Source organism: Scandinavium tedordense, assembly GCF_024764965.1.
GTDB lineage: Bacteria > Pseudomonadota > Gammaproteobacteria > Enterobacterales > Enterobacteriaceae > Scandinavium > Scandinavium tedordense.
In genome coordinates this window covers 293,151-317,529 of sequence record NZ_JALIGG010000055.1, presented here as the reverse complement: position 1 = coordinate 317,529, position 24,379 = coordinate 293,151, and the positions used below count along the sequence as shown (strand labels likewise).

The following is a 24,379-nucleotide window of genomic DNA, read 5'->3' as shown; positions in this document are numbered from 1 at the left end:
GGAAATTTGTCTTATTATTTAGCGACGGTGGACGAACCATCCGCATGCCACTGGAAGACACCAAACTCAAATCCCTTCAGATCGCCTTTCTCATCCCAGTTCAGCGGCCCAATCACGGTTTTCGCGCCGTGAGCTTTTAAATCTTTAATCAGTGCCAGCGGATCTTCGCTGCCGGTGCGGTCCATAGCGGTCACCAGAGACTGGACGGCGGCGTAAGTGATCCACACGTACGGGCCGCTCGGATCTTTCTTCTCGGCTTTCAGCGCGTCAACGATACTTTTATTTGCCGGATCCTGATCATATCGTTTCGGCATCGTCACCAGCATCCCTTCGCCCGCGGCACCCGCGATGTTCGACAGGGAAGAGTTACCCACGCCTTCCGGACCCATGAACTGCGTTTTCAGTCCAACGGAACGCGCCTGGCGCAGGATCTGCCCCATTTCCGGGTAGTAACCGCCGTAGTAAACGAAGTCGATGTTTTCTTTTTGCAGACGAGCCACCAGCGCGGAGAAGTCTTTTTCGCCAGCGGTGATGCCGTCGAAGAACACCACGTCTGCCCCGCCTTTCTTCAGGCTGTCCTGTACGGAACGCGCCAGCCCTTCGCCGTACTGCTGTTTATCATGGATGATGGCAATGCGCTTAGGCTTCACGTTATCCAGAATATATTTCGCGGCGGTTGGCCCCTGAGAGGAATCGAGACCTGCGGTGCGCATGATGTACTGATAGCCGCGCTGCGTCAGTTCCGGGTTGGTTGCACCTGGGGTAATCATCAGAATGCCTTCGTCTTCGTAAATGTCAGACGCAGGCTGAGTAGAAGAAGAACAGAGGTGACCGATAACATATTTAATGCCGTCGTTGACCACTTTGTTGGCCACGGCCACGGCCTGTTTCGGATCGCAGGCGTCGTCATATTCCACGGCAACCAGTTTGTCGCCTTTGATGCCGCCCTTGGCATTGATGTCTTTAATTGCCTGACGCGCGCCGTTGAACTCCATGTCGCCCCACTGTGCAACCGGGCCAGACATCGCACCAATCACGGCGACCTTAATGTCTTTTGCCATTGCTGACTGCGACATGGCCAGGGCAATCATTCCCGCAATCAATGTTTTCGCATTCCGTTTCATCTTCAATCCCCATTCGTGATGTCGTTTGTTTATATTTTGTATTTATTTGGTTAAAAAGCATTCTGTGCTTTTAATGCACAACGCTACTTTTACCAGTCTCTTTAATGGTTTAGCGATGCTATTTGCCAAAAACCAGACTAAAATCTCTATTTTTCAGTCGATTAAGCAAAGATAATATTCTGTATTTAACCAGAGTTAAACAAAAAAAAGCGCGGTTTTCAGCATAAAATAAGGATACAAAGAGCGGAATAAATCACTACCTGTCAGGTTAAAATTCTGCTTATTTTTCGATCCATAACGCATTACGCTGCTTCGAACGATCAGGAGAAAACGAATCCGCTGGAAGTCAGTGTAAAAATAGAAATCGGCGAATCGAGAAATTCGATAAACTCTGGGTATTATTTTTTTAGAGGTGGCTTCACATGAAACTGACAGTAATCAGGCTGACCACGCTCAGCGAGCAAGACCACGTTGATCTCGGCAAGATCTGGCCGGAATACAGTTCTTCATCTTTGCAGATGGACGATCAGCATCGGATCTATGCGGCGCGGTTTAATGAGCGTCTGCTTGGGGCGGTACGCGTGACGCTACAAGGCACGCAGGGCGCGCTGGATTCCATGCGGATACGCGAAGTCACCCGTCGCCGCGGCGTAGGGAAATATCTGCTGGAAGAAGTACTGTGCGAGAATCCTGGCATCGACAGTTGGTGGATGGCGGATGTCGGTGTGGAAGACAGAGGCGTGATGGCGGCATTTATGCAGGCGCTGGGGTTTACTGCACAGCAGGGTGGCTGGGAAAAACGTTAAAAAAACCGGGTGGCGGTTACGTTCAACCTGATGCCCTCTCCTACAGGGAGAGGGTGCAAACACTAAAACGGCAACCTGAGGTTGCCGTTTGCTGTTTATTTCGCGTCAGTGGCGGTGCCGTTCGCATGCCATGTGAACACGCCGAACTCAAAGCCTTTCAGGTCGCCTTTCTTATCCCAGGTCAGTGGGCCCATGACGGTGTCGACGCTGTTGGCTTTCAGCCATTCAGCAATCTTCGCGGGGTCGTCGCTCTGGTTCAGGCCAGCAGTCAGTGACTGGATCGCTGCGTAAGTCGTCCACACGAACGCCCCACTCGGATCCTGTTTCTTCGCCTTGATAGCGTCTACAACCGGTTTGTTCGCCGGAACCTGATCGTAGTTCTTCGGCTTGGTGACCAGCAGGCCTTCCGCAGAATCACCGGCAATGTTAGACAGTGACACGTTGGCCACGCCTTCTGGCCCCATGAACTGGGTTTTCAGACCGGCTGCACGCGCCTGGCGCAGGATCTGACCCATTTCCGGGTGGTAACCACCGTAGTAAACGAAGTCGATATTCTCTTTCTTCAGACGCGCAACCAGCGTGGAGAAGTCTTTCTCACCGGCGGTGATCCCGTCGAAGAACACGACGTTGGCATTCCCTTTTTTCAGGGAATCCTGCACGGCACGCGCCAGACCTTCACCGTACTGCTGCTTGTCATGCACAATCGCAATGCGTTTCGGCTTCACGGTATTGAGGATATATTTCGCGGCAGTTGGGCCCTGGTCAGAGTCCAGACCGGTGGTACGCATGATCAGATTGTAACCACGCGCAGTCAGCTCAGGTGCCGTCGCCGCTGGGGTGATCATCAGAATACCTTCGTCTTCGTAAATGTCAGACGCTGGCTGAGTGGAAGAGGAGCACAGGTGACCGATAACGTATTTGATGCCATCGTTCACGACTTTGTTCGCCACGGCCACGGCCTGTTTCGGGTCGCAGGCATCGTCATATTTTACGATTTCGAGTTTGTTGCCTTTGATGCCACCCTTGGCATTAATGTCAGCGACAGCCTGTTCAGCACCCGTGAACTCCTGATCGCCATACTGCGCTACCGGACCGGACATTGCTCCCACGACTGCAATTTTAATATCGTCGGCCATCGCCATGTGACTCATCGCCAGCGCGATACATCCTGCCAGTAACGCTTTGCCCTTCATTTTCATCCTGAGATTCCCCATTGTGATGGTGATTGTATTTGTTTTGATGTTGTTATGTAGCGCTTTATATCTATTTTAGGTCTGCCGCCCGCGCTTTTGCAGCATACTCTGCTAAAACATACCCGATTTTTTAGCAATTGGAACGATAATTTTGAGGGTTATGTAACAGAAACGTGACAAAAAAAAGCCGCTCCGAAGAGCGGCGAGCCATTAGTGGCTGAGGGAGTGTCGAATAATCTCCAGCGCCTTACGGAACTGGGCTTCAGGGATGGTGAGAGGGTAAAGAAAACGAATCACGTTGCCGTAGACGCCACAGCTCAGCAGCAGCAGGCCTTCTTTCATCGCCTTATCCTGCACCTGTTTGGTGAATTCAGGCGAGGGTGCGCCGGTCTGCGGATCGTTAAATTCAACGGCAACCATCGAACCTTGCGCACGTACATCCACGATGTGAGGACAGCTGGCTTTGGCGTTATTCAGCACTTCAACCAGATGATGACCCAGCTCAGCCGCACGGGCGCAGAGCTTCTCTTCGTCGATGATATCCAGCACCGCGTGCGCCGCTGCGACGGCCAACGGGTTACCGGCGTAAGTGCCACCGAGACCGCCTGGCGCTGGTGCATCCATTACGTCGGCACGACCCGCCACCGCAGAGAGCGGCATCCCGCCGGCCAGACTTTTCGCCATGGTCATCAGGTCAGGCTTCACGTCGTAATGCTCCATCGCAAACAGTTTGCCGGTACGGGCAAAACCGGTCTGCACTTCATCAGCAATCAGCAGAATGCCGTGGGTGTCGCACAGTTTACGCAGGCCCTGCATAAAATCGGCCGGCGCGACGTTGAAACCACCTTCCCCCTGCACCGGCTCGAGAATAATTGCCGCCACCTGATCCGGAGCGATATCCGCTTTGAAAATACGATCGAGGCTTTTCAGCGCGTCTGCAGTGCTGACACCCTGCGCTTCACTCGGATACTGGCCGTGGTAAACGGAACCTGGGAACGGACCGAAGCCTATTTTATACGGCGCCACTTTGCCGGTCAGCGCCATGGTCATGAAAGTACGGCCGTGAAAACCGCCGCCGAAGGTAATCAGGCCAGGGCGTTTGGTGTAAGCGCGGGCGATTTTCACCGCGTTTTCGACCGCTTCCGCACCGGTCGAGAAGAATGCGGTTTTCGCCGGGCCGTTCACCGGTACGCGCTCGTTAATGCGTTCGGCCAGTGAAACGTAGCTTTCGTAAGGGACAATCTGGTACGCAGTGTGGGTAAACGCCTGCAACTGCTTTTCAATCGCCGCGACGATGGAAGGGTGACGATGCCCAGTGTTCAGCACCGCAATACCCGCAGCGAAATCAATCACTTCATTACCTTCCACATCCCACAGCGTAGCGTTTTCAGCCTTCTCAGCGTAGAAACCGCACATGACGCCAATGCCGCGTGGTGTCGCCTGCAAACGGCGCTGATTCAGTTCATTGTTCTTCATCGACCTTACCCCATCTCAGACTTAATTAGTGTTAACAACTTTGAAACAATATAAGTGTTTTACTCTCTAAGCGGTCCTATAATCGAGTACCAGTTTTGAATAATTGAGGGATCCAATTGCGTTCTTTAGTGTGTGATCTCCTGCAACTGCGTCTGGATGAACAATCTGACGATAAATTGCACAAAAAGCTGTATAACGCCGTACGGCTGTCGATCCTCGACGGCAGTCTGCCGCCGCAAAGCCGTCTGCCGCCGTCACGCGATCTCGCGAGCCAGCTGCGCTTGTCGCGCAATACGGTGCTGACCGTGTACGAACAGCTGCTGGCGGAGGGCTATATCGTGTCCCGTTCCGGTAGCGGCACGTTTGTAGCGAAAACCGTGCCGGACGCGCTGCTGTTCGCTGCGGGCAGCGATGAACAGCACGCCAGTTCGCCACAAAGTGTGAGCTTTTCAGAACGCGGTCAGGCGCTGTTGGCGCATAGCCGTGCCAGCCCTCGCCAGTGGGGCGCGTTTTTACCCGGCGTGCCCGACGTCAACGAATTCCCTCATGCGCTGCTGCGTAAAATCCACACCCGCGTCAGCCGAAAACCGCAGGCGATGCAGCTTTCCTACAGCCCATCCGGCGGCAGTCTGGCGTTGCAACAGGCGTTGATGGAATATTTACGCGTGGCGCGCTCAGTGCGCTGCACACCGGATCAAATTCTGATAACCGAAGGCATTCACCAGGCGATTGATTTGGTGGCACGTATGCTGTGCAACCCCGGCGACAGCGCATGGATTGAGGAGCCCGCCTATTGGGGCATTCGCAACGTGTTGCAGATGAGCGGGGTGAATCTGCAGGCGGTCAATGTCGATCTCAGCGGCATGAACCCGCCGGAGCCAGGAGAGTCGCCACCACGCCTGATCTTTGTCACGCCGTCGCACCAGTATCCACTTGGCTGCGTGATGAGCCTGGAACGCCGTCAGCGCTTGCTGGCGGTAGCGCGACAGACCGGGAGCTGGATTGTCGAAGACGATTACGACAGCGAGTTCCGCTTTTCGGGCCAGCCGATTCCGGCGCTACAGGGGCTGGTCGAAGATGCGCCGGTGATTTACATCGGTACTTTTAGTAAGACCATGTGGCCGGGGATGCGCCTCGGCTATGTCGTATTACCTCGCCTGTTGGCGCAGTCGCTGCGCACCGCGCATGCCGAGCTTTACCGCAGCGGGCGTTTGCTCGACCAGGAAGCACTGGCGCTGTTTATTCGCGAAGGGCATTACACCGCGCATATCCGTAGGATGCGCCTGCTGTACGCCCGTCGTCGTCAGCGGCTGGCGGGGCTTATCACCGATTATCTCGGCAAAGAGGCATTAAGCGAATTTAATGACAACGCCGGGCTGCACCTGGTGCTGAAACTTGATGCCGATTGTGACGACGTGGCGCTGGCTAACGCGGCAAATGAAAAAGGTATCCTGGTGCGACCGCTTTCACGCTATTACCTGAACCATGCGACGCAGCGTGGATTATTAATGGGTTTTGCGGCGATGCGCGAAGAAGAGATGGAAGGAGCCTTTAAGGTATTGATGGAGTGTATAAAAAACAAAAGCCCGACAGGTTAAACCTTCGGGCTTTCTTGTGCCGGGACGTCATGGCAATGTGTAGGCCCGGTAAGCGTAAGCGCCACCGGGCATTGGCTCTCAGCTTACGCTTCGATCGCCATACGCAATTTTTTCATCGCGTTCTTTTCAAGCTGACGCACACGCTCGGCGGACACACCATAGCGGTCGGCCAGCTCCTGCAGCGTGGACTTGTTGTCTTCATCCAGCCAGCGAGCGCGAATGATGTCCTGACTACGTTCGTCCAGACCTTCCATCGCGTGAGTCAGTTTGTTCGCGGCCTGCTCTTCCCAGTTGTCGTCTTCAATGCCGTCGGCAAAGTTAGACGTTTTATCCTGTAAGTAGAGCACCGGTGCGACGGAATGGCTTTCGGAATCGTCATCAGATGACATATCAAAGGCCATGTCCTGCGCGGACATTCGCGATTCCATTTCACGTACGTCTTTGCTGGAAACACCCAGCTCGCGCGCAACCATTTCGACTTCATCCTGATTGAACCAGCCCAGACGCTGCTTGGCTTTACGCAGGTTGAAGAACAGCTTACGCTGCGCTTTGGTGGTCGCGACTTTGACGATACGCCAGTTACGCAGCACGTATTCGTGAATTTCAGCTTTGATCCAGTGCACGGCGAAAGACACCAGGCGCACACCCACTTCTGGGTTGAAACGACGCACGGCTTTCATCAGGCCGATGTTACCTTCCTGAATCAAATCGGCCTGCGGCAGACCGTAGCCCGAATAATTACGAGCAACGTGAACAACAAAGCGCAGGTGAGACAGGATCAGCGTCTTCGCTGCTTCCAGATCGCCCTGGTAATGCAGCTTTTCCGCCAGTGCCCGTTCTTCATCAGCCGTCAACATCGGCCATGCGTTTGCCGCCCGGACATAGGATTCCAGGTTGCCAACAGGGGCTAAAGCTAAAGTTTGCATATCTTTGGTCATTCAAGTCCTCTCAATTTACGTCCTGGCCGTGGTACGTCACCATCAGGCAACTTTCGGGCCAGTTGTTACGAGCAGCGAGATTAACATTCACATTTTAATCAGACAGTGATGTTATCCACAAGTTCCATGCAACGCTGTGAATAGATTACGCACAAAATGTGACATCACGTTGATAATGTTTGCGGGCAGGGAAAGCAGATGGGTTTTGACTCTCTCCCTGCGATTTTGCACAGGAACTTTGCAGCAGGGAGAGAGTATATCAGACTTTTATTATTCCGGCGTAAAGTGGCGTAAATGTTGTACCGTCGCCAGCCAGGCGGCAATCCAGCCAATCATTGAACAAACAATCAGCATCAGCAAACATTCATCCAGACCTAACCCACTGAGTTCAAACTGGGTGCCAAACACTTTCGCCACTTCCGTCACCGCCGATGACAACCGCAGCACCAGGATCTCGGAAAGGATCAGCGACAAGAATGCACCGGAAAAGCCCAACAGCGCCCCACCGTACAGGAATGGACGCAGGATAAAGCCGTCGGTTGCGCCGATAAGCTTCTGGACGTTGATAGTGTCGCGACGCGCAAAGATGCTCAGGCGCACGCTATTACCAATGACGAGGAACACCGCCGCAATCATCAGCACGCCAATCATCGCCGCTACGCGCCCGACCAGGCCGGTGATGGAAGAAAGTCGCGCAAACCAGCTGTCATCCATGCGCACTTCATCCACGCCCTGAATACGTGACACGCGGTCACGCAGGGTGTTCAGCGAATCGGTACCCTGGAAATCGAGCTTTGGAATGACAATCGCCACGGCGGGAAGCGGGTTCTCTTCCAGCATATCCAGCGCGCCACCGAAGCCTGACCAGTTACGGAACTCGCCCAACGCTTCATCGCGGGACAGGTAATTCACCTTGTCCACGCCCTGTTCGGCCTGCAACTGTCCCACGACTTTCGCCGCGGCGTCATCGTCCAGCGTTTTTTCGAGATACACCGTAATTTGTGGCGACGGATAATACTGCGACGCCGCGGTGTTCACGTTTTTGTAGACCATGTAGCACACGCTCGGCAGCGTCAGGGAGATAGCAATGACCATCACCGTCAGGAACGTGGCCAGCGGTTTGCTTTTCAGGTCCTGCACCGCGCCATGAAAGGCGTAACGCACCTGCTCGTTAAAAACGTTGGTTTTGCGGGAGTTTGGCTTCGGCGAAGACTTCGCGCGTTTCGGCACGTTGCCGCCGTTTTTACCGCCGCCGCTTGCAGAGTTACGCAGCCGGTCAAAACGGTTGCCGAACTGCCGGATGTGGTTCATCGCCTCGCGTTTATTCACCGTAGCCTCCGTGCAAATGCCCGTCGCTGAGCGTCAGCTGTCGGTATGAACGGCTGGAAATAAGCCCCATATCGTGGGTCGCCATCAACACCGTTACCCCAACGCGGTTAAACTCTTCGAACAGACGCAGAATGCCTTCCGACAGCGCCTCATCAAGGTTACCGGTCGGTTCATCCGCCAGCAATACCGCCGGTTTATTCACTACCGCACGGGCGATACCCACGCGCTGTTGCTCACCGCCGGAAAGTTGAATCGGTAAATTTTTCGCTTTATCGAGCAGCCCGACTTTATCCAGCGCCGCCGAGACGCGACGACGAATATCATCGAAGCTGGCTCCCGCGATGATCAGCGGAATAGCGACGTTATCAAACACGGTGCGGTCCATCAGCAGATGGTGATCCTGGAAGATCATCCCAATCTGGCGACGCAGGAACGGCACTTCGCGGTGTTTCAGGCGGCTGATATCGTGGCCGCTAAACCAAATTTTCCCGGTGCTGGGACGCTCGATACCGCAAATGAGCTTCAGCAGGGTACTTTTCCCCGCGCCGGAGTGGCCGGTCAGAAAGGCCATCTCACCCGGCTGCAGCTGGAAGTTAATCCCCTGCAGCGCTTGTCTCCCACCGAGATAGGCTTTGCTGACTTGTTCAAAGCGAATCATTGTTAATCCTCTCGGGCAAAAAGTGCCTCAATAAAATCGTCCGATTTAAACGGACGCAAATCTTCGATACGTTCGCCAACGCCAATGTAGCGAATCGGAATGCCGAACTGATCGGCCACCGAGAAGATAACGCCACCCTTGGCGGTCCCGTCCAGTTTAGTCAATGCGATGCCCGTCAGCCCAACCGCTTCATGGAATAGCTTCGCCTGGCTGATAGCGTTCTGACCGGTACTCGCATCGATGGTCAGCATGATTTCATGCGGCGCATCTTCGTCGAGCTTTTTCATTACGCGGACAATCTTCTTCAATTCTTCCATCAGGTGCGATTTGTTCTGCAAGCGCCCTGCGGTGTCGGCAATCAGGACATCCACATTACGTGCTTTCGCAGCCTGAATAGCATCGAAAATCACCGATGCGGAATCGGCCCCGGTATGCTGAGCAATCACCGGAATATCATTGCGCTGGCCCCAGACCTGGAGCTGCTCAACCGCCGCAGCACGGAAGGTATCACCCGCTGCCAGCATCACCGATTTACCCTGCTGCTCAAACTGGCGCGCCAGCTTACCAATGGTGGTGGTTTTACCCACACCGTTGACACCAACCATCAGGATAACAAACGGCGTTTTGCCTTCAATATTAAGCGGCTCTTCCACTTTTGCGAGGATTTCGCTCATTTCATCTTTCAGCAGACCGTACAGCGCTTCGGCATCACGCAACTGTTTGCGGCTTGCACCTTCGGTCAGATTGGCGATGATTTTGCGGGTCGTTTCCACGCCGACGTCGGCAATCAGCAGCTGTTCTTCCAGCTCTTCAAACAGATCATCATCGATTTTCTTGCCGCGGAACAGACTGATAAATCCGGAACCGAGGTTTTCTTTGGTTTTCAGTAGGCTGCGTTTCAGACGCGCGAAGAAGCCTTCTTTGGTCGGCCGCTCCTGTTCCTGCTGCGTTTGTGCGTCGTCGGCTTCTTCTGCCGTTTCTTCCGGCGCGTCGATGGCATTTTCTGCCGCATCGGCGGCGGCTAGCGCCTGCACTTCAAGCTCTTCGTCGCTCAGTTCGACGTCAGCGAGTTCTTCTTCGGCAACGTCTTCAACAACAGCTTCTTCAACCGGGGTTTCTGCAACCACAGGCTCTTCAACTGCGTGCTCTTCAACTGCCGGTTCTTCAACAGTGGGTTCTTCGGCAATAGTTTCTTCTGCGATGGCTTCAACCGGGGTCGCTTCTTCGGCTTGCACCTGATGCGCGACAACGGCTTCTTCTTCGATAACCACTGCCGGCTCTTCTGCGGCAATGTCTTCCGGCAGCGGCAGCGTTTCGTGTTCGATAACGGCTTCAGGCTCAACCGGCTGCACGATAGCGCCTTGAGCGACCTCTTCGGTCACCTCAACTACGTCTTCGGCGAAGGCTTCGGTTTCTGCTTCGCTGTGCGCGGTCACTTCCGCTTCGGGTTCAGCGAGGCGTTCAACGTCCTGTTCCGCGACAGGTTCAACCGTTACGGCGTCAGCAACTTCCTGCGTGTCCTGCTCAATGACAGGTTCAGCGGGCGCTGGCTGCGCTTCGCTTTGCTGCTGTTCGGCTTCCTGTTGCTCTTTTTCTTTCTGTCCAAAGCCCAGCCAGGAAAAAAAGCCTCTTTTTTTGTCTTTTGCCATTTGCGAGCACGCTCTTCGCTGTTGATTCCCGGTACCGCGTCACCGCTATGTACATGGAAGCTAAAAAAATGATGAAATAGTCTATCACTTAACTTAACGCGCATCACCGCCTGGAACAGTAATCCAGCATTGAGCTGAGCATAGATATGAAAAAACCAAACCACTCCGGTAGCGGCCAGATCCGCATTATAGGCGGGCAATGGCGGGGCCGTAAGCTCCCTGTTCCGGACAGCCCAGGCCTGCGCCCAACCACTGACCGCGTCCGTGAGACGCTATTTAACTGGCTTGCGCCGCATATGGTCGACGCTCACTGCCTCGATTGTTTCGCCGGAAGCGGCGCGTTGGGGCTTGAGGCGCTGTCGCGTTATGCCGCCAGTGCGACCCTGCTGGAAATGGATCGCCATGTGGCACAACAGTTACAAAAAAACCTCGCGACGCTTAACGCCAGTCACGCGAAAGTGGTCAATACCAACAGTCTGACGTTCCTTGCGCAGCCTGGCACACCGCACAATGTAGTATTTATCGACCCGCCGTTCCGTAAAGGACTGCTCGACGAAACACTGAATCTGCTGGAAACGAATGGCTGGCTGGCGGACGACGCGCTGATTTATGTCGAAAGCGAAGTGGAAAACGGCCTCCCGTTGGTCCCCTCGCACTGGGATTTATACCGCGAAAAAGTGGCCGGTCAGGTTGCTTATCGCCTTTATCAACGTGAAGCACAAGGAAATAACAATGCTGCTTAATATTGGCCGCCTGCTCATGCTTTGCGTCTGGGCCTTTTTGGTCCTCAACGTTCTGCACCCGTTCAAATTTCCGGTGAATATCTTCGTCAACGTGGCGCTGATTTTCATGATCCTTATGCACGGTCTGCAAATGACCCTCCTGAAAGCCACTCTGCCAAAAGACGGTCCGCAAATGACCCGCGGCGAGTCGGTTCGCGTGTTCCTGTTTGGGGTATTTGAACTGATTGCCTGGCAGAAGAAGATGAAATTGACGCCGACGAAGAAGAAGTGATTTTTTGCCCGGCGACGCTCACGCTTGCCGGGCCTACTCTCTCAATGAACCGACACCGGGTTATTGCACCGTGAAGGCCACAAACTGCGAGCCTTTGTAACTCAGCGTCCCTCTGTCACCGACGTTCAACGCGTGATACGCCTTCTCATCCAGACGATACGTTACTTCCAGCCCGCCGGTTTCCGGTTTAAAGCTCGCTTGATAACGCATATCGCTGCCCGCCGGGGCGACGGTTTGCTGGCGAGAACGTCGATCGTTCAACACCTTTTCACGTTTGTTGGTCACAACTACCTGCTTTTGCTGCAGCGGAGCGGCCTCGTTTTCCATCTTTTCACGACGCTGTGACACGAAACGGAACGACGCGGCAACGACAATTATCGCCACCACAATCACAAAAAAGAGCGGCATTTTGCTCATGGGAGGATTCTCTCACTGTCTTCTAAGAATTGACGCAAAGGAGGATACCGTGCCTGAACCGGCATTGCCATCTGCCACCCCGCGCCACTACACTGAATCGGAGAGTGCTTTTACATCGATAAAAGATACAAGGACTTATTATGCTGTGGTCTTTCATTGCAGTCTGTTTATCCGGTTGGCTTTACGTCGACGCATCCTACCGTGGCCCGGTCTGGCAGCGCTGGGTGTTCAAACCCGTCACGCTGATTCTGCTGCTGCTTCTCGCCTGGCAAGCCCCGATGTTTAACGCAATCAGTTACCTGGTGCTGGCGGGCCTGTGTGCATCGCTGATTGGCGATGCACTGACGTTGCTGTCGCGCGAACGTATGCTGTACGCGGTGGGCGCGTTCTTCCTTTCTCATCTGCTGTATACGATTTGGTTCGCCAGTCAGATGACGCTGTCGTTCTTCTGGCCGCTGCCGCTGGTGCTGCTGGTAATTGGCGCGCTGCTGATAGCCGTTATCTGGTCGCGCCTTGAAGAGCTGCGTCTGCCGGTATGTACGTTTATTGCAATGACGCTGGTGATGGTGTGGCTGGCGGGCGAGCTGTGGTTCTTCCGTCCAGTGGATACCGCGCTTTCCGGCTTCCTTGGCGCGACGCTGCTGCTTATCGGCAATATCGTGTGGCTGGGTAGTCACTACCGTCGCCGCTTCCGCGCCGATACCGCCATTTCCTCCGCTTGCTACTTCGCCGGACACTTTTTGATCGTCCGCGCGCTGTATTTGTAAAAAGAGGCTTGACTCTGGAGTCGACTCCAAAGTGTATGCTCGGTGTTATTGAGAAAATTATCAGTAACAGGAGAGTGCCATGTCGACTCCAGACGCCAAAGCCAAACCCACGCCTCAGTTCGCGAAAACGACCTTCACGCCTGCTCAGGTAACGGTACCGCACAACGATCACGGCGCTTGCTGCGGCGGCTCAAAGCCTGAGTCTGCACCGGTCATCTCCCCTGCTTCCGGTACGCGTTTCAGCTGGCTGGTCAACGGTATGGACTGCGCCGCCTGTGCGCGCAAAGTTGAAAATGCCGTTCGCCAGGTGAGCGGCGTCAACCAGGTTCAGGTGCTGTTCACCACCGAAAAGCTGCTGGTTGATGCCGAAAGCGATATTCGCACGCAGGTCGAAACCGCTGTCGCCAACGCCGGCTATGTCCTGCGTAGTGAAGATGCGCCGAAAGCGCCCGCCCCTTCTCGTCTGAAAGAAAATTTACCGCTAATAGCGCTGATCATCCTGATGGCTCTCAGCTGGGGACTGACACAGATAAACCATCCGCTCGGGAATCTCGCTTTTATTGCCACTACCCTGGTCGGACTGTTCCCGATTACGCGCCAGGCGCTGCGTCTGATTAAAACCGGCAGCTGGTTTGCCATTGAAACGCTGATGAGCGTGGCGGCTATCGGCGCATTATTCATTGGCGCGACGGCTGAAGCGGCAATGGTATTGCTGCTGTTTATCATCGGGGAGCGCCTTGAAGGCTGGGCCGCCAGTCGCGCCCGCAAAGGCGTTAGTGCATTGATGGCGTTAAAACCAGACATCGCGGTCCGGGTGCGTGATGGCCAACGCGAAACCGTCCCCCAACGCGATTTGCGTCCGGGTGACGTTATCGAAGTCGCCGCCGGGGGCCGCCTGCCTGCGGACGGTAAGCTGATATCTGCCTTTGCCAGTTTCGATGAAAGCGCGCTCACCGGTGAATCAGTGCCCGTCGAACGAAATGCGGGCGAAAACGTGCCTGCGGGAGCCACCAGCGTTGACCGCCTGGTGCAGCTGAGCGTGACGTCCGAACCCGGCGACAGCGCCATCGACCGCATTCTGCGCCTGATTGAAGAGGCCGAAGAGCGCCGGGCACCGATTGAGCGTTTTATCGACCGCTTCAGCCGCATTTACACCCCGGCGATTATGCTGGTCGCGCTGCTGGTTGCGGTATTACCGCCGCTGCTGACGGGCGCTGAGTGGCAGCCGTGGATTTACAAAGGGCTGACGCTGTTGCTGATTGGCTGCCCGTGCGCGCTGGTGATTTCCACGCCGGCGGCGATTACCTCCGGCCTGGCTGCGGCGGCGCGCCAGGGCGCCTTGATTAAGGGCGGCGCGGCGCTGGAACAGCTCGGTCGCATTCATCACATCGCCTTCGACAAAACCGGGACGCTGACCGTCGGCAAACCGTGCGTGACCAGCATTGTGGCGCTGAACGGCACCACCGAAGACGAGCTTCTGGCGCTGGCTGCGGCCGTGGAACAAGGATCCAGTCACCCGCTGGCGACAGCAATTATCAATGAAGCGAATGCGCGCAACCTCACGCTGCCAGGGGCTCAGAATCAACGAGCGCTTGCCGGATCCGGTATCGAAGCCGACGTGAATGGCGAGAAGGTACTGATTTGTACCGGGGATAAGTTCCCTGCCGAAGGTCAGGCGGCGCAAATCAGGGCGCTGGAAGAAGCCGGACAAACGGTGGTAGTGGTGGTTAAAAATCAGCATCTGCAAGGCATTCTGGCGTTGCGCGACACGCTGCGGGACGACGCTCGCGAAGCCGTCAGCGCGCTGAATGCGCTGGGCATTCAGGGTGTTATCCTGACCGGCGATAACCCTCGGGCAGCGGCGGCGATTGCCAATGAGTTGGGGCTGGATTTCCGTGCCGGGCTGCTGCCTGCGGATAAAGTGACCGCCGTGACCACATTGAATCAGCAGGCTCCGTTGGCGATGGTGGGCGACGGCATCAATGATGCGCCTGCGATGAAAGCGTCGACGATTGGCATTGCGATGGGCAGCGGTACGGACGTGGCGCTTGAAACCGCCGATGCGGCGCTGACCGGGAATCGCCTGACGGGTCTGGCGCAGATGATTAGCATTGCCCGCGCGACCAGCGCTAACATCCGCCAAAATATTACGATTGCACTGGGACTGAAAGCCGTCTTTCTGGTCACGACGCTGCTCGGGATCACCGGCCTGTGGCTCGCGGTTCTGGCCGATACCGGTGCCACGGTGCTGGTGACGGCGAATGCGTTGCGGTTGTTAAATCGGAAGGTGTAATCCCCTCTCCCCTGCCCTCTCCCTTAGGGAGAGGGAGAAAACAACCCCTCACCCTAACCCTCTCCCCCAAGGGGAGAGGGAATACCAAAGTGCCAATCCCTCCCGCTTTTCCCCCTCGCCTCTGGGGGAGAGGGAACACCAAAGTGCCAATCCCTTCCGCTTTTCCCCCTCGCCCCTTTGGGGAGAGGGAATACCAAAGTGCCTATCCCTTCCGCTTTTCCCCCTCGCCTCTGGGGGAGAGGGAATACCAAAGTGCCTATCCCTCCCGCGTTTCCCCTTCACCTCTGGGGGAGAGGAAATACCAAAGTACCAATCCTTCCCGCTTTCCCCTTCGCCCCTGGGGGAGAGGAAATACCAAAGCGCCAATCCCTTCTGCTTTTCCCCCTCGCCCCGGGGGGAGAGGGAATACCAAAGCGCCAATCCCTCCCGCTTTTCACCTTCGCCTCTGGGGGAGATGGAACACCAAAGCGCCAATCCCTCCCGCTTTTCCCCTTCGCCCCTGGGGGAGAGGGAACACCAAAGCGCCAATCCCTCCCGCTTTTCCCCCTCGCCCCTTTGGGGAGAGGGCCGGGGTGAGGGGAAACGTTACATCCCCAGGGCGTGCGGCAACCACAGTGAAATTGCCGGGATATACGTCACCATCGCCAGCACCACCAACAGCATTCCGTAGAACGGGAGCATCGCGCGGACCACGGTTTCTATCTTCTGCTTACTCACCGCACTGGCCACAAACAGCACCGATCCTACCGGTGGCGTAATCAGGCCGATCCCCAGGTTAACCATCATGATCATTCCGAAATGCACCGGGTCGATCCCCAGCGAATTCGTCACTGGCAACAGCACCGGCGTCAGGATCAAAATGATCGGCGCCATATCCATCAGCGTACCAATCAACAGCAGCATGACGTTGAGATACATCAGAATCACGTACTTGTTGCTGGAAAGCGTGGTGAAGAACTCGGTGATACGCGTCGGCAGCTGCATGTAGGTCATCACCGCACCAAACGCCGCGGCAAAGCCAATCAGGATCATTACGATACTGACCGTTTTCACCGTGCGGTACATCAGCTTCGGCAGCTCGTTCCATTTGTAGTCACGGTAGATAAACATCGTGACAAAGAACGCCCACAGGCAGGCCACCGCCGCGGATTCCGTCGCGGTAAAAATACCCGAAAGGATCCCGCCGAGAATGATGACCACCGTCATCAACCCCCACAGCGCATCAAAGAAAATCTTAACCGCCTGACGAAACGGAATGACTTCGCCTTTCGGATAGCCGCGCTTTCGTGCAAAGGCGAGGCACATCACCATCAGACTGACGCTCAACAGCAAGCCCGGCAACACACCGGCGATAAACAGCGAGGCGATAGACACCGTGCCGCCTGCCGCCAGCGAGTAAATGACCGAGTTGTGACTCGGCGGGATCAAAATCGCCTGCACCGAACCACTGGCAGTGACTGCCGCCGCGTATTCGCGCGGATACCCTTTCTTCTCCATTTCCGGGATCATCACGCTGCCGATAGATGCAGTATCCGCTACTGACGAACCGGAAATTGCACCGAAAAAGGTCGATGCCACAATGTTCACCAGTGACAGACCGCCGCGAATAAAGCCCACGAACAGATAGGCGAAATTGACCAGTCGGCGAGCAATCCCGCCTTCCGCCATGATTGCCCCGGCGAGGATGAAGAACGGAATCGCCAGCAAGGTAAATTTATTCACCCCGCTGGTAATCTGAATCATCAGCGCTTCCAGCGGTAACTCAATCCAAATTGCCCCTACCACGGCGCTGAGCCCCACGGCAAAGGCCACCGGCATCCCAATAGCCAACAAAATGGCGAGGGTGAAAAGCAGAATAAACGCATCCATCTGACACCCCTTAACCGTGGTTACCGATAAGCACTATCGGGCGGTTCTCCTGAGAACCGAACAACAGACGCTCAATGACAAACAGAATCAACATCGCCGAGCCAATCGGCAGCGGCAGATAGGTTTCACCGGAGGTCAGCAGCGGAAACTCCGCCACTGGCTGATCCCACAAATCGAGACACAGCCCGTAGCTGTACCACAGCATCAACCCGGTAATCAGCAGCATCATGAGATCAACCAGCCGCGCCGATGCGCGTTGCAGCACCGCGGGCAGACGGTCGGTCAGCATGTTGACCGCGATGTGCGAACCGGCGCGGTAGCCCACAGCCGCACCGATAAAGGTGAACGTTACCATGCACAGAATGGCCACCGGCTCCGGCCAGGATTCCCCTTGGTTCAGCACGTAGCGGGAAAAAATGCCGATGGGAATCACGATGGTCATCACCAGAAGCGACACGCCGGCGACCCACATCGCCAGCATGTACAGCTTATCCATCACTTTTGAAAAGGATTCAGACATAAGTCCTCCGTCCGACGTGAAACTCACTGGACGTCAGCGATGGCTTTCATCAGATCCTGATGCTTTTCACCATAGGCTTTACGCACCGGCTCCGTCGCCTGGACAAAGTAGGCTTTGTCGATGTCGTGGAACTGCACGCCACCCGCTTTCATTTTTTCCAGCGCCTGTTTGTTGTAGGCGTTCCACAGCTCGCGCTGTTCCATCTGGGCTTCGCGGGCCAGTGTCAGGATTTTTTGCTGCTGATCGGCGTTGAGTTTGTCCCATTTCACTTTGGAATAAAGCAGCATTTCCGGGGTAATGAAGTGGCCACTGAGGGTGTAATGCTTCGCTACAAGCATGTAGTTGTGGGCGATAAAGGTTGGGGGATTATTTTCGGCACCGTCGATAACGCCAGTCTGCATACCGCTGTAAACCTCGCTCACGCCCATCGCGACAGCGTTAGCGCCCATGTCTTTCAAGGTATCAATCGCCACCGGACTGCCCTGAACGCGGATTTTCATCCCTTTCAAATCTTCTGGTTTGGTGACCGGCTGTTTGGTAATCAAGTTACGGGTGCCGGAATCCATCCAGCCGAGGAACACCAGTTTGGATTTCGGATTGTTGGTGAGCTTCTCGCCAATTTGTTTGCCGATATCGCCGTCGATCACCTTGTGCATATGATCTTCATCGCGGAAGACGTACGGTAGGGTGAACACTTCGATGTCCGGCAGAATAGCCGCCACTGGCGCCATCGATACGCGGATGATGTCGATGGCCCCCATTTGCGCCTGCTCAATCATTTGCTTTTCATCGCCCAGCACGCCGCCCGGGAAGACTTTAATCTCCAGGTCGCCGTTAGTTTGCTGTTTGAGTTTTTCGCCCATATGCTGAACCGCCACCACGTTCGGGTAACCTTCAGGATGGACATCGGCGGCGCGAATGGTTTGCGCTAAAACCGAAGGAGTAAAACAGAGTGCTGCGGTGGAAAAGCATAAAGCGGCCACAAATGGCCTTACAGTCATTTTCATCGGTCGGCTCCAGGATATTTAATAAAACGTTGTTTTAGTTTTGCGTTTAAAAATTAGCCTGGTACTGGAAAAACGACGGTGAGACGCCTCACAAAAGCCATAATTATGAAACGATGGTTTAAAGGTTTGGTAACGATATTTCAGGGCAGATCACATTTTCTGCCCTTAGAGAATTAATGGTTTTTACGGATGAGATAGCGATAAGGCAGACTTTCGGTCTGTTGAGCAATCAGCTCATGATCCATAAAGCGGCAGAAGCCAGGAATATCACGGGTCGTCGCTGGGTCATCCGCTACAATCAGCAATGTTTCGCCGACGGGCATGGTGCGCACGGTTTTGCGTACCATCATTACCGGTTCGGGGCAGCGCAGGCCCTGAGCATCGAGGGTGTGGTCAGCAGCAGAAAAAATATCGCTCATGGTTCACTCAGTCAGTCAAAAAAACCGCCCTAGTTTACCGCCAGTTATTTGTGACGCAAGGCAGGTTAACGATTGCGCGAAAATTAGCCGTTGCAAAGCGCACATAACGCAGTATCATGCGGCGGTTTTTAGCGTTTCAAGATACACATTGGGTTCCCTCACCCCAACCACTAAAAAGGCTACAACATGATGCAGTTCTCTCAAGCACAGCGCGTAAAAGCGTTGTTTTGGCTTTCGCTTTTTCATCTACTGGTAATCACCTCCAGTAACTATCTGGTGCAGCTGCCGGTCTCCATTTTTGGTTTTCATACCACCTGGGGCGCGTTTAGCTTTCCATTTATTTTCCTCGCCACCGACCTGACCGTGCGTATCTTTGGCGCGCCGCTTGCCCGTAAGATTATCTTTGCGGTAATGGCTCCTGCGCTGCTGATTTCCTACGTTATTTCGTCACTGTTTTATATGGGCGAATGGCAGGGTTTTGCCGCACTTACCAGCTTTAACCTGTTTGTTGCTCGTATCGCCGCCGCAAGCTTTATGGCTTACGCGCTAGGGCAGATTCTTGACGTTCACGTCTTCAACCGTCTGCGACAGAATCACCGTTGGTGGATGGCGCCAACCGCCTCCACGCTATTCGGTAACGTCAGCGATACCCTCGCGTTCTTCTTCATCGCCTTCTGGCGCAGCCCCGATCCGTTCATGGCTTCCCATTGGGTCGAAATCGCGCTGGTTGATTACACCTTCAAAGTGCTTATCAGTTTGGTATTCTTCCTGCCGATGTACGGCGTGGTGTTGAATATGTTGTTGAAAAAACTGGCAGATAAATCTGAAAGCCCAGCTTTTCAAGCGGGTTAAAGGTTCATGCTTTGGGTTGTGATAAGATAAGCTGATGTGCCATTAATGGCCGTTTATCAAAAGGAAGATGTCAATGCGCAATTTGGTTAAATACGTCGGTATTGGCCTGCTGGTAATGGGCCTTTCCGCCTGTGACAACAGCGACAGCAAAGCCCCAGTTCAGGGAGCAGCTGCCGAAAGCAACGCCGCTGCACAGCCTGTAAAACTGCTGGATGGCAAACTCAGCTTCTCCCTGCCGGCCGATATGACCGATCAGAGCGGCAAGCTGGGCACTCAGGCTAACAACATGCACGTTTACTCCGACGCAACGGGCCAGAAAGCGGTTATCGTGATTGTCGGCGACAACTCCAACGAAGACTTGAGCGCACTGGCTGCCCGTCTGGAAGCGCAGCAGCGTAGCCGCGATCCGCAGCTGCAGGTTGTGACCAACAAATCCATCGAGCTGAAAGGCCAGACCCTTCAGCAGCTCGACAGCATTATCTCTGCCAAAGGCCAGACCGCGTACTCTTCCGTGGTACTGGGCAAAGTGGACGGCAAACTGCTGACCCTGCAAATCACGCTGCCTGCTGACGATCAGCAGAAAGCGCAGAGCACCGCAGAGAACATCATCAATACCATCGTCATCAACTAAGTTATCCTGCTGACGATACGGCCCTCGGTTTCGCGACCGGGGGCTTTTTTTGGTTCGCGTTAACCCTCGCGTTAAGTAGGCATGCGCAAACCAAGCGTCGTCAGGCAATAGCGAAGGGCAATATTCCCCTCACCCTGCCCTCTCCACAAAGGGGCGCGGGAGAAAACCATCCTTCTTTCCGATAGTCAGCCCAGCGGGACGCACTACACTTAATGGCGATAGCTCATAAGGAAATTGTCATGACCACACTTGCCGCTGATAAAGCGGGTTTACACATACTTCTCAAACTGGCGTCGTTGGTTGTCATCCTGGCTGGGATCCACGCCGCCGCCGACATTATTGTCCAACTTTTACTGGCCCTGTTTTTCGCCATCGTTCTCAATCCACTGGTGACCTGGTTTATCCGTCGCGGCGTATCACGACCGCTGTCCATCGCGATTGTGGTCTTTGCAATGCTGTGCGTACTCACCGCGCTGGTCGCCGTTTTGGCGGCATCCACCAGTGAATTTGTCGCCATGCTGCCGAAATACAACAAAGAACTGACCCACAAGCTGCTTGCCTTACAAGACTCAATGCCATTTTTACACATGCACATGTCGCCAGAGCGTATGCTGCAACGCGTTGATTCCGACAAAATGGTCGCCTTCGCGACCACCATGATGACCCAATTTTCCGGGGCCATGGCGAGCATCGTGCTACTGATGATGACGGTGGTGTTTATGCTATTCGAAGTGCGCCACGTCCCATACAAACTGCGTTTCGCCCTCGTGAATCCGCAAATCCATATCGCCGGGCTGCACCGCGCCCTGAAAGGGGTGTCCCACTATCTGGCGCTGAAAACACTGATCAGCCTGTGGACCGGGGTGATTGTCTGGCTCGGTTTGCTGCTGCTCGGCGTGCAGTTCGCGCTGATGTGGGGCGTACTGGCGTTCTTGTTGAACTACGTCCCCAACATTGGGTCGGTGATTTCAGCCATTCCGCCGATGATTCAGGCGTTCCTGTTTAACGGCTGGTATGAAGGAATGCTAGTCGGCGGGCTGTTCCTCGCGGTACATATGGTGCTGGGAAATATGGTCGAACCGCGAATGATGGGCCATCGTCTGGGCATGTCGACGCTTGTGGTGTTCTTATCATTATTGATCTGGGGCTGGCTGCTCGGCCCGGTCGGGATGCTGCTCTCAGTACCGCTCACCAGTGTGTGTAAAATCTGGATGGAAACCACTAAAGGCGGCAGCAAGCTGGCGATTTTGTTGGGCCCTGGGCGTCCGAAGAGCCGATTGCCTGGTTAATGGCATTGCCCGACGGCGCTGCGTTTGCACGGACCTACCTATCCCGTAGGCCCGTGCAGGCATTGCGCCGCCGGACATTTTGTTCTGACTTTTTCTTCGCACAGAAATGAATAACTCCCTAACTACAATTTTCTAATAATTAAAATCCAATTGTCGAAATATTAATTACGCGGATCCTTATCATCGTATTAACAAATATTCCGGTTGCAGCCACTCACATACTCCCTTATCATTTTTAACGTCAAAATAACCAAAAAAAACACCTGTTATCACGTAATCGAAATAACGCTCGGCCGTTGATAAAGGGTTTGGATAATGCTTGCTTTAATCTCGCAGCGCTTTACAGATTGAATGGAGTTATTGATGAAAAAATTAGTAACATGGTGTACTGCCGTTGCTGTTGTCGGCACTCTGGCGGGCTGCGTTTCTCGCACCGCACCGATTGAAACAGTGCAAAGCCCGGTAGCCACCGGTCACACCGAAGCCCAGGTGCGTAATGCCATCTTAAAAGCGGGTCTGAACCGTCAGTGGATAATGAACGATGCTGGCCCGGGCGTGATTAAAGGCCGTCAGCAGGCACGTGACCATACCGCCAATGTTTTGATTCAGTATTCTGCCAATAGCTACATCATTAAATATGACGGTAGTACTAATCTGATGGCGGAAGGTGGACAAATCCATAAGAACTACAACCGCTGGGTACATAATCTCGATAAAGATATTCAGATTAGCCTCTCCAGTGCCGTACAGCAGTAATCGTTATTTCGGGATATCAGATCACAACGACCTGATATCCCGCTGCGTTTACGTCCCAATGTGACAAATGCCAGAATTAAGACCACTCTGTCTTACAGATATTCGCCTGTCTGCCGATGACATTGTAGAATATGAGTGCAAATAGTAGCCCCACGGCAAAATGCCGCGTGAAAAAAACGATAATAAATGGCATAACGTCTTCTAACGAATAAAGAGTATCGACAGACCAGGCTCGCACTGATGAATTTTGCATTAAACCTTATCGACTGGCAGGCCCGTGCGCCTGGCCTTAGCGACGACGCTCAGTGGATTCAGTGGGCGAATCACGTCCAGCCCATTGATGCCACTGCGCCGCAGGCCAAACTGACCGCGCTGCCGATGATGACCGCGCGCCGTTTAAGCTCGGGGAGCAAACTCGCGGTGGAGTGCGGGCTGTTGATGTTACGCAAACACGCCATTGATGCGGTGCTCTACACCAGCCGCCACGGCGAACTCGAACGCAACTTCCGCATTCTCGAGGCGCTGGCGGCGCAGCAATCCGTGTCGCCCACCGATTTCGCGCTCTCGGTGCATAACTCTGCCGTCGGAAACCTGACCATCGTGGCGCAACAGCCAGTGGTTTCATCTTCGCTGTCCGCCGGAAAAGACACTTTTCAGCAAGGCTTGTGCGAAGTTATCAGCCTGTTGCAGGCGGGCTATAAGCGCGTGCTAATGGTTGATTTTGACGGCGCGCTGCCCGCGTTTTATCACCCGGACATACCCGACGCCATGCCGACCTGGGCCTATGCCTGCGCGATGGTGTTCGAAGCCGGGACAAGCCTCGCCTGCACCACACAATCCGGCGGAACGGAGGCAGAAAACGCGCTGCCGCAAAGCCTGACGTTCCTGCGCCACTATCTGAATCACGACTGCGAATTCGTCATTGACGGTGACGTCTCCCGCTGGTGCTGGAGCCGGGCATGAAAACCGTCAGTTCCCGCGTCAACCGCCTGTGGCGCATCTTCGCCACCGGGTTTTGCTTTTCGCTGTTCGGCCTCGGCGGGCTGCTGTTGTCGCTTATCTGGTTTAATATTTTATTGCTGTGCGTGCGAAATAAAGACCGTCGCCGCAGCCTGGCGCGCCGCAGCATTGCCACCAGCTTTCGTTTCTTTTTATGGGTCACAAAAGTCATGGGCGTGCTGGACTATCGTATTCACGGCGAAAATATTTTGCGCCAGGAGCGCGGCTGTCTGGTTATCGCCAATCACCCATCCCTGCTCGATTACGTGATGCTGGCTTCGGTAATGCCCGACACCGACTGCATGGTGAAAAGCTCACTGCTGAAAAACCCATGCATGAGTGGCGTCATTCGCAGCGCGGACTATTTGATTAACAGCCAGGCCGACAGTCTGCTGCCCGCCTGCCAGCAGCGTCTGGCAAAAGGCGACACGATTTTGATTTTTCCGGAAGGCACCCGCACACGCGTGGGTGAGCCAATGACGCTCCAGCGCGGCGCGGCAAATATCGCCGTGCGTTGCGCAAGCGATGTCCGAATTGTGACGATCCAGTGCAGCGAACGCATGCTCGACAAACAGAGCAGGTGGTATGATGTGCCGCCGGTGAAACCTATATTCGATGTGAATGTGTGCGAGCGTCTCGCCATCACCGACTTATATGATGCAAACTTACAAGAACCGGCTCTGGCTGCCCGACAGCTCAACCGGCTGTTTTTGTCTCAACTGCAGCAGACCAACCCGAAAACCTAATCGGGACAGAACTATTTTTGGCAGGAATT

At 54.6% G+C, this 24,379-nt stretch carries 24 protein-coding genes; 12 read left to right on the top strand and 12 right to left on the bottom strand.

The features are described from left to right. Positions 1–14: 14 nt before the first annotated feature. Positions 15–1,124, bottom strand: a complete 1,110-nt coding sequence (gene livK, locus MUU46_RS12430) for a high-affinity branched-chain amino acid ABC transporter substrate-binding protein LivK (RefSeq protein WP_258965674.1) — start codon at positions 1,122–1,124, stop codon at positions 15–17. A 422-nt stretch (positions 1,125–1,546) separates the two neighbouring features. Between livK and panM the strand changes: the two genes are divergently transcribed. Beyond that, on the top strand, positions 1,547–1,930 hold the full coding sequence (gene panM, locus MUU46_RS12425; protein WP_258965673.1) for an aspartate 1-decarboxylase autocleavage activator PanM: 384 nt from the start codon (positions 1,547–1,549) through the stop codon (positions 1,928–1,930). A 95-nt stretch (positions 1,931–2,025) separates the two neighbouring features. On the opposite strand, the gene MUU46_RS12420 is transcribed toward panM, so the two are convergent. After that, complete coding sequence (locus MUU46_RS12420; RefSeq protein ID WP_159757483.1) at positions 2,026–3,129, bottom strand: branched-chain amino acid ABC transporter substrate-binding protein; 1,104 nt, start codon at positions 3,127–3,129, stop codon at positions 2,026–2,028. A gap of 204 nt (positions 3,130–3,333) precedes the next feature. Beyond that, on the bottom strand, positions 3,334–4,599 hold the full coding sequence (locus MUU46_RS12415) for a 4-aminobutyrate--2-oxoglutarate transaminase (protein WP_159757480.1): 1,266 nt from the start codon (positions 4,597–4,599) through the stop codon (positions 3,334–3,336). A gap of 116 nt (positions 4,600–4,715) precedes the next feature. Between MUU46_RS12415 and pdxR the strand changes: the two genes are divergently transcribed. Next, positions 4,716–6,197 carry a MocR-like pyridoxine biosynthesis transcription factor PdxR gene (pdxR, locus tag MUU46_RS12410; RefSeq protein ID WP_258965672.1) on the top strand — a complete coding sequence of 494 codons (1,482 nt, stop codon included), beginning with the start codon at positions 4,716–4,718 and terminating at the stop codon, positions 6,195–6,197. Between the two features lie 83 nt (positions 6,198–6,280). Here the strand turns inward: pdxR and rpoH are convergent, their stop codons facing one another. From rpoH to ftsY, 4 genes are all read right to left on the bottom strand, one after another. After that, positions 6,281–7,135, bottom strand: a complete 855-nt coding sequence (gene rpoH / locus MUU46_RS12405; protein ID WP_159757474.1) for an RNA polymerase sigma factor RpoH — start codon at positions 7,133–7,135, stop codon at positions 6,281–6,283. A 270-nt stretch (positions 7,136–7,405) separates the two neighbouring features. After that, positions 7,406–8,464 (bottom strand): permease-like cell division protein FtsX, encoded by a 1,059-nt coding sequence (ftsX, locus tag MUU46_RS12400; RefSeq protein ID WP_159757471.1) that lies wholly within the window; start codon positions 8,462–8,464, stop codon positions 7,406–7,408. Further along, the gene (gene ftsE, locus MUU46_RS12395) at positions 8,457–9,122 is read right to left on the bottom strand and encodes a cell division ATP-binding protein FtsE (RefSeq protein WP_110510163.1); all 666 of its coding nucleotides are present in this window, start codon (positions 9,120–9,122) and stop codon (positions 8,457–8,459) included. Before ftsE ends, ftsX begins: the two co-directional genes overlap by 8 nt. A gap of 2 nt (positions 9,123–9,124) precedes the next feature. Continuing rightward, on the bottom strand, positions 9,125–10,771 hold the full coding sequence (ftsY, locus tag MUU46_RS12390; RefSeq protein WP_258965671.1) for a signal recognition particle-docking protein FtsY: 1,647 nt from the start codon (positions 10,769–10,771) through the stop codon (positions 9,125–9,127). Positions 10,772–10,917: 146 nt separating this feature from the next. On the opposite strand from ftsY, the gene rsmD reads away from it, so the two are divergent. Next, positions 10,918–11,514, top strand: coding sequence for a 16S rRNA (guanine(966)-N(2))-methyltransferase (gene rsmD, locus MUU46_RS12385; protein WP_258965670.1), 597 nt, complete (start codon positions 10,918–10,920; stop codon positions 11,512–11,514). Next, positions 11,504–11,785, top strand: coding sequence for a DUF1145 family protein (locus MUU46_RS12380; protein WP_110510166.1), 282 nt, complete (start codon positions 11,504–11,506; stop codon positions 11,783–11,785). The genes rsmD and MUU46_RS12380 overlap by 11 nt, the downstream gene beginning before the upstream one ends. Positions 11,786–11,845: 60 nt before the next feature. Here the strand turns inward: MUU46_RS12380 and MUU46_RS12375 are convergent, their stop codons facing one another. Continuing rightward, positions 11,846–12,193: a DUF2500 domain-containing protein gene (locus MUU46_RS12375; protein ID WP_258965735.1), complete on the bottom strand. Its 348-nt coding sequence runs from the start codon at positions 12,191–12,193 to the stop codon at positions 11,846–11,848. 149 nt (positions 12,194–12,342) lie between these two features. Here MUU46_RS12375 and MUU46_RS12370 point away from each other — a divergent pair, with 149 nt between their 5' ends. Together MUU46_RS12370 and zntA are read left to right on the top strand one after the other, a co-directional pair. Continuing rightward, the gene (locus MUU46_RS12370) at positions 12,343–12,969 is read left to right on the top strand and encodes a lysoplasmalogenase (RefSeq protein ID WP_159757462.1); all 627 of its coding nucleotides are present in this window, start codon (positions 12,343–12,345) and stop codon (positions 12,967–12,969) included. A 79-nt stretch (positions 12,970–13,048) separates the two neighbouring features. Next, positions 13,049–15,262, top strand: coding sequence for a Zn(II)/Cd(II)/Pb(II) translocating P-type ATPase ZntA (gene zntA, locus MUU46_RS12365; protein WP_258965669.1), 2,214 nt, complete (start codon positions 13,049–13,051; stop codon positions 15,260–15,262). Positions 15,263–15,847: 585 nt separating this feature from the next. On the opposite strand, the gene MUU46_RS12360 is transcribed toward zntA, so the two are convergent. The 4 genes from MUU46_RS12360 to tusA all read right to left on the bottom strand — a co-directional run bounded on the left by MUU46_RS12360 (position 15,848) and on the right by tusA (position 19,077). Beyond that, positions 15,848–17,131: a TRAP transporter large permease gene (locus MUU46_RS12360; RefSeq protein ID WP_159757456.1), complete on the bottom strand. Its 1,284-nt coding sequence runs from the start codon at positions 17,129–17,131 to the stop codon at positions 15,848–15,850. 10 nt (positions 17,132–17,141) lie between these two features. Then, positions 17,142–17,651: a TRAP transporter small permease gene (locus tag MUU46_RS12355; protein ID WP_159757453.1), complete on the bottom strand. Its 510-nt coding sequence runs from the start codon at positions 17,649–17,651 to the stop codon at positions 17,142–17,144. A gap of 23 nt (positions 17,652–17,674) precedes the next feature. Next, a complete protein-coding gene (locus MUU46_RS12350; protein WP_258965668.1) occupies positions 17,675–18,658 on the bottom strand; it encodes a TRAP transporter substrate-binding protein in 984 nt (327 codons plus the stop codon). Positions 18,659–18,831: 173 nt separating this feature from the next. Then, on the bottom strand, positions 18,832–19,077 hold the full coding sequence (tusA, locus tag MUU46_RS12345; protein ID WP_110510173.1) for a sulfurtransferase TusA: 246 nt from the start codon (positions 19,075–19,077) through the stop codon (positions 18,832–18,834). A gap of 186 nt (positions 19,078–19,263) precedes the next feature. Between tusA and MUU46_RS12340 the strand changes: the two genes are divergently transcribed. The 6 genes from MUU46_RS12340 (at position 19,264) to MUU46_RS12315 (ending at position 24,350) form a co-directional block, all read left to right on the top strand. After that, on the top strand, positions 19,264–19,929 hold the full coding sequence (locus MUU46_RS12340; RefSeq protein WP_159757447.1) for a 7-cyano-7-deazaguanine/7-aminomethyl-7-deazaguanine transporter: 666 nt from the start codon (positions 19,264–19,266) through the stop codon (positions 19,927–19,929). A 73-nt stretch (positions 19,930–20,002) separates the two neighbouring features. After that, complete coding sequence (locus MUU46_RS12335) at positions 20,003–20,560, top strand: DcrB family lipoprotein (RefSeq protein WP_258965667.1); 558 nt, start codon at positions 20,003–20,005, stop codon at positions 20,558–20,560. 239 nt (positions 20,561–20,799) lie between these two features. Beyond that, positions 20,800–21,849: an AI-2E family transporter gene (locus MUU46_RS12330; protein WP_159757441.1), complete on the top strand. Its 1,050-nt coding sequence runs from the start codon at positions 20,800–20,802 to the stop codon at positions 21,847–21,849. Positions 21,850–22,212: 363 nt separating this feature from the next. Then, a complete protein-coding gene (locus MUU46_RS12325) occupies positions 22,213–22,605 on the top strand; it encodes a hypothetical protein (protein WP_258965666.1) in 393 nt (130 codons plus the stop codon). Positions 22,606–22,845: 240 nt separating this feature from the next. Next, complete coding sequence (locus MUU46_RS12320; protein WP_258965665.1) at positions 22,846–23,568, top strand: beta-ketoacyl synthase chain length factor; 723 nt, start codon at positions 22,846–22,848, stop codon at positions 23,566–23,568. After that, positions 23,565–24,350, top strand: coding sequence for a lysophospholipid acyltransferase family protein (locus tag MUU46_RS12315; RefSeq protein WP_159757432.1), 786 nt, complete (start codon positions 23,565–23,567; stop codon positions 24,348–24,350). Before MUU46_RS12320 ends, MUU46_RS12315 begins: the two co-directional genes overlap by 4 nt. The last annotated feature ends 29 nt before the right edge of the window (positions 24,351–24,379 follow it).